The sequence below is a fragment of the Anaerocolumna sp. genome (assembly GCF_032079385.1).
In the GTDB taxonomy this organism is placed as follows: domain Bacteria; phylum Bacillota; class Clostridia; order Lachnospirales; family Lachnospiraceae; genus Anaerocolumna.
In genome coordinates, this window is the sequence record NZ_DAMAUC010000018.1 from 1 (window position 1) to 10,633 (window position 10,633).

Genomic DNA, 10,633 nt, shown 5'->3' on the forward strand with positions numbered 1-10,633 from the left:
TGGATAACCTATATTAGGCAAAGCGTACGTACATTAATAACCTAAATTTTTATTTGCATCCCTTCAGATCATTATATAAAGAATTGAGTAAAACGCCTTCATAATCTTGGCCTAATTCCCAGATCATTGCTCCTCCCAGCCCTTTGTCTTTTATGTATTTAGCTTTATATCCAATGGACTTTTTATTATCGTAAGAAATAAAGGTGAAGCCGTCAAATAGCCAAGGGACCTTTGATTCTTTATGAAAAAAATGTACAAAGTTCGGGTCATCTATGTAATTTTTTACGATGTCACTGTAGCTTATAGAATTTCCGTGGGAAAAAGGTTGGTATAGTCCATAATTGATATCGGGCACATCCTTGTACTCGTATCCGTAGAAAGGAATTCCCATAACCATTTTATCTCTTGGGAAGCCAGTTTTTATCCAGTTAGTAATGCCTTCATCAACACTCCATTTATATTGGGGGGATCTGTCACTATTAGTAAAAAGAGGTGCATTAAAGTCAGTGAATTGATCACGGGGTCCATGAATATCATAGGTCATAACATTTACATAATCTACATATTCTGCTAGTTTATCCAGTTCTATATTATTTAGGTAATCGTTGTTCGTAGCTCCTGCAAAAGTAAGCAGATAATGTTTTCCATCTATTTTTCCCCTTTCATCCAACTTTTCTCTTAATTTCCGCATTAAAAGGGTGAAGTTTTGTTTATCCTCCGGTCTGGTTTTATTGGTGGGCAGACCTCCCCCTACGGGATACTCCCAGTCAATATCAACACCATCAAATTTATATTTAACTATAAAATCAATAACGCTATCGGCAAATGTGTTTCTGGATTCTTCCGTAAGAGCAACATTCGAGAAGTCTCCTGACCAATTCCATCCGCCAATGGATATTAAGGTTTTCAGCTCAGGATTTATTTTCTTTAATTTATTTAATTCCTTAATATTTTTTTCGTCTACATCTGGATAGCCAAGTTCTATTTTTAGGTCATTTCCTATATTGGCAAAGGCATAATTGATGTGTGTTAGCTTTTCTGCATCGATATCTTTGGGAGAAACTGTTTTATTCCAGGCTGCATAATAGCCTACTATCTTTTCAGGTTTTCTTACCCTGCATCTTTCTATTAGCCAACAAGTTATTATGATAAGCAGTAATAGTATTAAACTTATCACTTTGGATGAAAAAGAGGATTTAAAAGTTTTTTTATTTATTTGCATATTGCTCCCGAATAATATATTAATTAATATTTATATTATATCTATGAAAATATTTTAATATTATTTAATAAATCTATAAATATTCTATTCATTCATCTTTTGTGTAATAAAAAATGACTATCCAATACCTCTGGGGTTAATAGGATAATCATTCTTTATTACATTTCTTAAAAAATAGGAATTTTATTTTAGCTGTTTATTTTGTTATGAATACACTGCTTTATAATTTGCAGGTTTTCCTCTGTGGCCTCTATTCCATCTATGACGGGAGGTTTGTATTTATTATTTAGAATATTTCCTTTTATGACATACTCGTACCAAGTTGCAGCCAAAGCATATCTTCCATAAACCAAATGCATATGGAATCCATCTCTGCATAGACTTTGCCCGCCATTTTTATAGTCAAAAGGAGGCAATGTTCTTAGTTCCTGAATCACCTCTCCAAAAGGAATAATATCTAAGGATAGTTCATCAGCCACTGTTTGGTAACATTGAATCAACTCCCTATACATAATATCCTGATTTTTTTGGTAATAGCTAAAATGTGCATGATCGGAATCGATTTCATAGGCCCAGGTCTGATGGATTAGTTGCTTTGCATTTGGAACATGTTCTTTGATATAATTGGACAACTTTTCTATGTAAGGACGATAGGTATCTATCAGCCCGCTAAAGCCACTGCATTGCTGCATGGTTACTACATCCCATTCTTCTTCCACTAAGGTTTCAAGTATGGAAGCATATTTTCCATTAAATGTGCCATTTAATTGATATTCGTAATCTTTTTTATTCTCAACTATGTTATTCCAATGGGTCTCTAAAGAACAACCACCTATATAAAGATTAACAAGTTTTAATTCTACTCCACCACTCTTTGCTACATCATACAAATAGGTAGTAGAATCTTGAGAAAAACTATTTCCAATAGCCAATATTTTAAGCATCTTTTCACTCCCTTGTATTCTTTAGTAAATCAATTTGCGAGATTTAAAGTTACTTCGCAAATTCTACAAGTTAAGCATAGTATCAATGCCATTATTAGTCAAGATATTTTATCCTTTCCTAAGGGATATTGAAAACAATTTTCTCAAACTAAGCCTAGCCCATAACTGCAAATAAATAGATAAGAGGGATATTAAGAAGCTCATTTGCTATACATTATTGATTTTCCTTATCTAAGGTCACTCATAGCATACGGATTTAATATACTCCTACGCCCCAATGCATACTGTGGTTGTTTCATCAGATTGTTATATACAGAAATTAACTGTTTACCTACTTCTTTTATATCTTTTTCCTTTGCCATTTCATATCCCTGCTCTACCAAGGATGGCAGAGTATGATTTATAATTCCCTGGATCTTAGCTTCAAATTGAGGTAAGTCATTTCCGGTATATATATTTTCACCATCTTTAAACCAGCCCTGATAAATAGGTATATCACGTATTAATACGGGGATTTTCATGGATAAGGCTTCTAATAATACGATTCCTTCCGTTTCTTCATGGGTCAGGAATAGGAATAAATCACTTCCGCTATAGGCATCTTTTAACTCTTCCCGATTTACATAGCCGGGGAAATACAGATTTGGCAGTTTGGTTTCCACTGCTTTTTTAACATCGCTTGTTACCGTGTTTAGATTGGTATATCCAAACCATACGAATTTATATTCAGGCATTGCCTTTGCCAGTTCTACAAAATCTAAAATACCTTTTCTCTCAATGTATAATCCCACTGAAATAATTATTTTGTCCTGTTCGTTAAAATGATATTTTTCACGAAAACGTCTGCCGCCTTCCACGTCTTTCTTAAAGAAGTCTAAATCTATACCATTAGAAATATTAGTAATGGGCTTTTTCAAACCATATCCCTCTAATATGCTTTTAGAATACAAAGTTGGTGTTATGATAACATCTCCGCTGCTGTAGCATTTCATCAGCCATTTTTTAAAAAGAGGTGAGATAATATTGGAACCGCGAAATGAATTCTTAAAATCTTCTTCTGTAGAATGGGCATGATATACTACTTTTTTGCCTTTTGCCTTAGCTATTTTAGCCATAAAATAAGAGCTTGGAAAAACAGTATTAATATGTACAATATCATACTCATTCTTTTTATTTGTTGTATATGCAATGTGATTTTCTTCCAAGGCTTTGATTTGATGATAAATTGCCCTTCCTACGCCGCTTTTTTCGACCATTTTAAGATGATCGGAATGTAATAATATTTTCATATAACCATGCTCCTTCCAAGACCTGAAGATTTTGTGGACAGCACAAATCTCCTCTTTCATAATTTTATTTGATAAAACTTAACAGATACTGGCCAACGCTGGTCAGTCCCAGACTATAAAGGGCAATTGACATTGGCTTACCAAGTAATATAATTGCCACGAATTTTTCTAATTTCATTTTTGTCAGGCCTGCAATATAGCAGAGCAAATCATCCGGAGCTACCGGGAAAAATATAGCCAATGCGAACATGGTGTCAAATTTCCTTCCACGATCAATCCAGCCAATATATTTGTTATAAGATTTCTCTCCGATAATACCTTTTACAAAATCCTTTCCGTACTTTTTAGAAAGTAAAAATACAAGAATGGAACCAATGCATATTCCGATATAATTATATAGGAACCCAACCCATGGTCCAAATATTACGATTCCCGCAACGCAGCTGACAGCCCCAGGTATAATGGGCACTATCACCTGGGCAATTTGAATTAAAACAAATATCAGACCTGACCACATTCCGAATCTTAGAATGAATTCACGAAAAGATTCTGCCGAAGAAAATAAACCGGTTTTATATCCATAAAGAATAAAAAGGCAAAATACTGCCAGTCCTATCCATGTGCTGAATTTGAGTAAAATATTTACAAGCTTTTTTCTCTGCATTTTATACCTCCAAGTATGAAGTATTTATCATTCATACTTTATCACTTTATATTTATTCTTCTATTTTCCATAGTATATAGGACATATGTAACTTTTAAATAAATATTATGTTATATTAATTTCTTGAGTTTATTCCAGCCCAATTATTTATAAAAAATCAGGGATTTATGTTGTTTCTATTCACCCCATTGGTGTTCTCTATTAATAATAACGACATTGTCGTCTAATAATCTTCAAAAAGATATGTATTTATATCCCCCATTAAAAATCAGAGCAAAAACCGGGTATTTTTTAACCTGATTTTTGCTCATTAAATTAATATAAATTTTAGTTCTCTTTCTTTATTCTACTATTTGATGATTTCTAAAAGTCCCTTTGACAAGTGGAATAATTAATAATGATATAATGATTGAAAAGATAATGTAGAAGGTTGCCGGCGTGAATACCTGTCCCAGAACTTCAAATAAATACACCGAAAAAATATTAGGAAATTCAGTAGCCTTAGCAGGGAAAATCTGAAGCAATTGATACAATAATCGTTCTTTGGGTGATACATGAAATAATCCCGGCAAAAACAAAAGCAAAAATGACACTGTAATAACCAAAAAAGAAGAATTAAAACAGGATGAAAGCAGCATGACTAACATTCCAAAAAGTAAAATAACGAAGATAGTAGTAACAATAGCAATCAAGCTTGCTGTTAACATAGTAAGAGGATATGTTGAATAGACACTTAAAGTTTGTATTGCCATATTTCCTCCATCAAATCCATGCAGCAATAACATTAGCAGCAGAAAACCAAATAGCGTAAGAAACGATGCGCCTGCTATAAATGTCACTCCTGTAAATAATTTTGCAAAGATTGCCTTGCTTTTACCATGTTTTGAGGACAATATAATCCGATCTGTTTTTAAATAATATTCGTTTGCAAAAATCGGTGAGAGGCAAATTGCAATAGTAATCATTAAAATCAATGCAATAACTTTTAAATATTTATTAAAATACAAATACCCATCATAATGATCGTTGTAGTAGTTTTTACCTTAGAAAGCATTTCAAAATGCTTTTCTCTTTCTTTTTGAGACAAACCGGATAAACTGTTAATATGTTCCGTAGAAGCCTGATTTATGGAATTATAAAAGTTTTCCCCCTCCTTAACTGTAAGTGTATCGATGGGTTTTACTTCACTAGTATTGATGATTTGGAATCCATCGGTACCAAGATTATTCGTATTTACCTCATATATACTATTTATGATGTCAGCCGCTTTTTCATATGGCAATACATATTTTATATAAGAATAAGATTTAGAACCTACACGTCTGCCGTGATCAATATAGTAGTTTTCATCACTGAATATCATAATCGTATTTTGTTCAATTACTTCCTTTATAAAAGCTTCATCCATTACTCCTGCTTTAGAGCGAATTACCTCTCTATCCAATTTCATGGCTTCAAAGGAAGATCTTCCACTGCTCTCGTGCCAATAAAAGTGACTTTTAACTGATAAGAACGCTAAAAATGCAGCAATTATAACAAGCAGCAATAAACTAATTATGGTGCTTTTCCTTTTAAAAAGTTTTTTATACTCAAAACTTACAATGTCAAAAAAATTACTCATTTTGATTCACCTCACTAAAATAATATAAATATAAATCTTCCAAGGTTGCTTTTACACAAATAGAATTCTCATAAGGCTTTTTATCACATACCAAGCGTAAAAATGTTTTTTCATTCTCTTGTCTTATATTGATAATCGGATACAAAGTCATTAAATCTTTTGCTTCTCTATTATCAATGGTACATTCAAAAACCTTGCCGTCAATCACTTTAATAATTTCATCTAAACTTCCAATATGGATTAGCTGACCATCTTTCATTATCAAAATTTTCCCGGCAATATTCTCAATATCAGAGACTATGTGAGTTGAAAGCAGTACAATTCTATCTGTCCCCAGCTGTGAAATTAGATTCCGGAAGCGTACACGCTCTTTGGGGTCAAGCCCTGCAGTTGGCTCATCCAAAATTAGCAGCTTAGGATTATTAAGCATAGCCTGTGCAATTCCAAGTCGTTGTTTCATACCCCCTGAAAAGGTCTTGATCTTTCGCTTTGCCATATCAGATAGGGAAACAAGTTCCAGCAACTCGGCTGATTTCTCTTTGGCTCTTTGTTTTGTTAAGCCTTTCAAACTTGACATATAACACAAGAATTCCATTGCCGTAAACTCAGGATAATATCCGAACTCCTGAGGTAAATATCCCAGTGCATCCCGGTAGTCCTCATTTGTTACATCCATCCCATTAAATTGAACCTCACCACTTGTAGGTTTTAATATACCGCATATCATTCGCATTAAGGTTGTCTTTCCTGCACCATTGGCACCCAAAAGTCCATAAACACCTTTTGTCAGTGTTAAAGACATTCGATCCACAGCAATTTTATTTTGATATTGCTTCGTTAAACGATCTATTGTAAGCTCCATTGTAATTCCTCCGTTTTTTTAATAAGTTTAACTACTTGTAAAATCATCAGTACAAGCAAGGCGAAGAATACCATATCCCATAAGTGAAAGTATCGGATAGTAAATACCGCCTGATTTGAATACATTAAAACACTGTTCAGCACACTGACAAAGCAGCTGATGCCGCCACAAATATAAGACGTATCTCTTGTCTTTACATAATTGAGTACGAATAATGATAAAGTACAGGTAAACATAAAAGGAACCAGCATATAGATTCCCAAACGCCAAAAGCTATAATCTGTTCTTCCATTCAGTAATAATAAAAGTGTAATAAGTACAACCGCATTTAGCCCCCCCAATATCCCCAAACGTACCAAAACAATATCAGAAAGGCTGTATTTGCAACTCATTTCAAGTTCTGTCATATGATAAGAGGTACTGCGGGATATCTCCATAACTGCAACTAAAACTATAAACGGCATCACCGAAGAAATAATCCATAATAATCCGAATATATCATCAACCTGGGCAAATTTTAATCTAAGTAAGGCACCCATTACTAAAACAATTGAGGTAAGCCAAACACGCTTCCGGATATAACCTATTTGACTCAAGATGAAACCACTATATTTTATTTTGGGGAAATTAATCCTTTGCAAAAATTCTCTTTTTCTCACTGGTGATGGGGTATCAAATGCTGCCTGTATTTGCATTTTTAGCTTTTTATTCAAGAAAAGTCCTCCTCTCTTAAAATGAGTTTTAGTCTATTTAATGCGTTATTTATTTTACGATAGATACTAAATCGTGAAAAGCCTGTAATACTGCTGATTTCCATCATTGACAGTTCATTAACAAACCGTAAGAATACAAGTTCCTGCAAGTCACCAGGCAGGGCACTGATGGCTTGTTTTATAGTTATACTAGTTTCAAGATCTTCCAGTGTATTTTCTGATGGAATATCTTCATCTAAAAGCAGCATTTCTTGTTTTGTATATGTATCAATACACAGATTTTTTGCAATAGTATAAAGATACGCAAGGGGTTTCCCGCGGCTGATATAGGAACTTTGACTGAAAAACTTAAGAAAGGTCTCCTGTGTCAAATCTTCCGCCAGCGTTGAATTTTGTACTTTGAAATAGCAGTATTTATATATTTTATCATATTGGTCCTTGAGCTCTAAAGACACACGAAAACCTCCTTTCATTATGAATAACGATTCATTGGTGTATTATGTGCGGGTAAAATAAATTTTCTTTTCTATTTCTTTTTCTTTTTCTTTTTCTGTTTCTTTTTCTTTTTCTGTTTCTTTTTCTGTCTTTTTTTCTGTCTTTTTTTCTGTCTTTTTTCTATGATTGAATTAAGCCTATGTCAGCGATTATATAATTTCCATTATACCATGAGTGTAGTAATTCCATATTAGATCTTCAGAACAAAAAACTGTCATTCTGGAAACATAAGTTCAGCAAAGCTGAATTTCACGCTTTCAAAATGACAGTTTTTCCAACTGCTTATCGTCAGTTATAAAGCAGCTGTCTTATTAATAGTCAATCCTCATATTTCAGAAAATATAAGCATATTGTCGGGCAGATTTTGGAGACAATTCCAGGTTATTATAAAAATGATTACATAATATTTATTTCATAATCCAGTTTCGGATCATTTACAATAGTATCTTGCATTGGACATTTAGCCTCTATTGTGTTAATAAAATTCTTAATTTCATCTTCTGTATTGTCAGCACTAATAAGGTACTTTGTTTTAATACTGCTAAAACCAATTTTGGCATTTTTGTTTTTTCCACTAAATCCGTCCGAATCCATTTCCCCTTCCATTTTAATATAAAGTTCTTTTAGCTTTATATTAGCTGATTCCGATAATGTTCTTGCAACCATACATTTGCAGCCTCCAAGTGCGTTCAGAAACACTTCACCAGGGCACAATCCTTCATTATTGCCACCGGCTTCTTTTGCTTGATCCATGGTTAGTTTAAAATTTCTTGCACGGCCTTCTACTTTTAACTCATCCATTAATTTTAATTCTGCATTTATATTCTCTATCGCCATAATAAGACCTCCTATTGGATTATTATCTATTAATAACGAAAGTGTTATTCTTAAAATAATAAAATAAGGATTTATTATAAAATATAAAATAAAGAGAACGACAAGCTTTTTCTAATATAATGTATATCAAAAAGGTGAAGAACTCCAATATGTATTGGTCGCCGCTTCACCTTTAATGATCTATAATCAGCTTTATATCCAACAATTTTAATGATTCACCATAAAGATATAATTAACCGGACCAGTCAAAGCATCCTTTTTAGGAAAGATGGTAACATAATACGTTCCGGTTGTAAGCACACTATCGATGACAGACATTTCTGTATCATCTATCAGTTGGGGAGATGCAACTTCCACTACTTTTCCACCTTCATCCATGATTGTAAAATATACATCTTCCATATTTGCTGATGTGTGAACTCCGGCAAATCGAAATTGGGAAGGAGTGGATAATTCAAAACGATAATAATCAATTTCATTTGGAATAATTGTTCCAGAAACCATAGCTCCAAACTCTACTGTTTGACAATTTTCTTTACTGCCGCTAACGGTGGTATCTTCATATAACAATAGAGATTTTGAGGTCTCTTCATAAAATTCCTCCACAGTCATTGGATTGGATGTATTAACCTGATAAATCTGAGGAAGGTAAATAGCAAAATTTAAATTTTGTCCGTCCACTAAGTACATAGTATTGATCCCAATAACTTCCCCATATGCATTCAGTAAAGGCCCTCCGCTATTTCCTTTTGACATAGCAGCATTGGTCTGTATATAAGTGATTCCCTCTAATTTGCGTAAATTATTAGTTACTATGCCATCGGAAAAGGTATCGGTAAGTCCTAGTGAACTGCCGATGGTATAAACGGTTTCTCCAACGGTTATTCCATGCTGGTTATGCTTTAATATATCATTTGTAGTGGGTATCCGAAGGATTGCTAAATCCAATTCTTCGCTATATCCTAAAATATATGAAACATCATAGTTTTCTCCATTACGCATATGTACTCTAATACTACTAGTATCTTTAATGACATGGTAATTGGTTATAATAGTTCCATGATCAATAAAAAATCCGGTTCCCAATCCACGATTGGTATTAATCTGAACGGTAGATGAAACACATCTTGCATAAATTTCTTTTGCAGATAATTCATTTTTATCATCTTTTATAATGTCTTTTACCGTAACGCGAATTTTTAATACCTCATTTGTTTTGCTGGAAGTAATAGTTATGGTTGTTGTACCCTTTCCTTTTGGAATAATGTCTAGAGGTGCATTACCCTCTGACCATTGTCCCAATTTGTAATCCGCAATCTTTGGATTCTCTGTCTTAATTATTAAATTTTCTCCTGATGGATTATCAGAAGATAGGGTTAACTGAACTGTCTCATATATTGTAATATCCGTAGCACTGGCATGAAGCTTTTTATCTGCTACTGTTATATGGCACTGGTATACCTTCCCGCCATTTTTTCCTGTAACGGTGGCTTTCCCTAGTTTTTTTGCCAATACCAGTCCCTCATTATTTACAGTGATGACAGAAGAATCGGAACTGCCCCAGCTTACTTTCCCGGCAGAGCCTTTAATAGAAAGTAACTTCGTATCCGCTATCCCTATCTCTAATTTTTTATCACTTATATCCGTATTCTCAACGGTTACCTTGCAGGAATAGTTCTTAGAACCAACAGCAGCCGTTATAGTTGTACTGCCCTTCTTTACTCCCGTTACTTTACCGGTATCGGAAACCGTGGCTATCTTTTTATCCCCCGAAGTCCACTTCACCTTGTCCTTTGTCCCATTCACTTTCAAAGAATACGTTCTTCCCACATACAACGTAATCTTTGATTGATTTAATTTGACAACCGCAGCCTCCACAATCTCATAATTCATAAGTGGCAAGCTTACAGGAACCGCCAAAAAGGATGTTGCCAGAAAGACTGTAATAATAAGCTTTTTTATCTTTTTCATTTGTAACTCTCCTTA

General features: G+C 33.8%; 11 protein-coding genes. All 11 read right to left on the reverse strand.

The features are described 5' to 3' along the window. Window positions 1-49 precede the first annotated feature (49 nt). A complete protein-coding gene (locus RT261_RS14295) occupies window positions 50-1,177 on the reverse strand; it encodes a glycoside hydrolase family 18 protein (RefSeq protein WP_313133454.1) in 1,128 nt (375 codons plus the stop codon). A gap of 233 nt (window positions 1,178-1,410) precedes the next feature. After that, window positions 1,411-2,166 carry a DUF4886 domain-containing protein gene (locus tag RT261_RS14300; protein WP_313133455.1) on the reverse strand — a complete coding sequence of 252 codons (756 nt, stop codon included), beginning with the start codon at window positions 2,164-2,166 and terminating at the stop codon, window positions 1,411-1,413. Window positions 2,167-2,393: 227 nt separating this feature from the next. Next, on the reverse strand, window positions 2,394-3,455 hold the full coding sequence (locus RT261_RS14305; protein ID WP_313133456.1) for a glycosyltransferase family 4 protein: 1,062 nt from the start codon (window positions 3,453-3,455) through the stop codon (window positions 2,394-2,396). Between the two features lie 64 nt (window positions 3,456-3,519). Continuing rightward, window positions 3,520-4,119: a TVP38/TMEM64 family protein gene (locus RT261_RS14310; protein ID WP_313133457.1), complete on the reverse strand. Its 600-nt coding sequence runs from the start codon at window positions 4,117-4,119 to the stop codon at window positions 3,520-3,522. Window positions 4,120-4,460: 341 nt separating this feature from the next. Then, on the reverse strand, window positions 4,461-5,126 hold the full coding sequence (locus RT261_RS14315; protein WP_313133458.1) for a hypothetical protein: 666 nt from the start codon (window positions 5,124-5,126) through the stop codon (window positions 4,461-4,463). After that, complete coding sequence (locus tag RT261_RS14320) at window positions 5,105-5,740, reverse strand: hypothetical protein (RefSeq protein WP_313133459.1); 636 nt, start codon at window positions 5,738-5,740, stop codon at window positions 5,105-5,107. The genes RT261_RS14315 and RT261_RS14320 overlap by 22 nt, the downstream gene beginning before the upstream one ends. Next, window positions 5,733-6,602, reverse strand: a complete 870-nt coding sequence (locus tag RT261_RS14325) for an ABC transporter ATP-binding protein (protein WP_313133460.1) — start codon at window positions 6,600-6,602, stop codon at window positions 5,733-5,735. Before RT261_RS14325 ends, RT261_RS14320 begins: the two co-directional genes overlap by 8 nt. Beyond that, complete coding sequence (locus RT261_RS14330) at window positions 6,587-7,315, reverse strand: hypothetical protein (protein ID WP_313133462.1); 729 nt, start codon at window positions 7,313-7,315, stop codon at window positions 6,587-6,589. The genes RT261_RS14325 and RT261_RS14330 overlap by 16 nt, the downstream gene beginning before the upstream one ends. Then, on the reverse strand, window positions 7,312-7,770 hold the full coding sequence (locus RT261_RS14335; RefSeq protein WP_313133463.1) for an RNA polymerase sigma factor: 459 nt from the start codon (window positions 7,768-7,770) through the stop codon (window positions 7,312-7,314). Before RT261_RS14335 ends, RT261_RS14330 begins: the two co-directional genes overlap by 4 nt. 436 nt (window positions 7,771-8,206) lie before the next feature. Then, window positions 8,207-8,647 (reverse strand): OsmC family protein, encoded by a 441-nt coding sequence (locus tag RT261_RS14340; RefSeq protein ID WP_313133465.1) that lies wholly within the window; start codon window positions 8,645-8,647, stop codon window positions 8,207-8,209. Window positions 8,648-8,854: 207 nt separating this feature from the next. Next, window positions 8,855-10,618, reverse strand: a complete 1,764-nt coding sequence (locus tag RT261_RS14345) for a trypsin-like peptidase domain-containing protein (protein ID WP_313133466.1) — start codon at window positions 10,616-10,618, stop codon at window positions 8,855-8,857. Window positions 10,619-10,633: the final 15 nt, after the last annotated feature.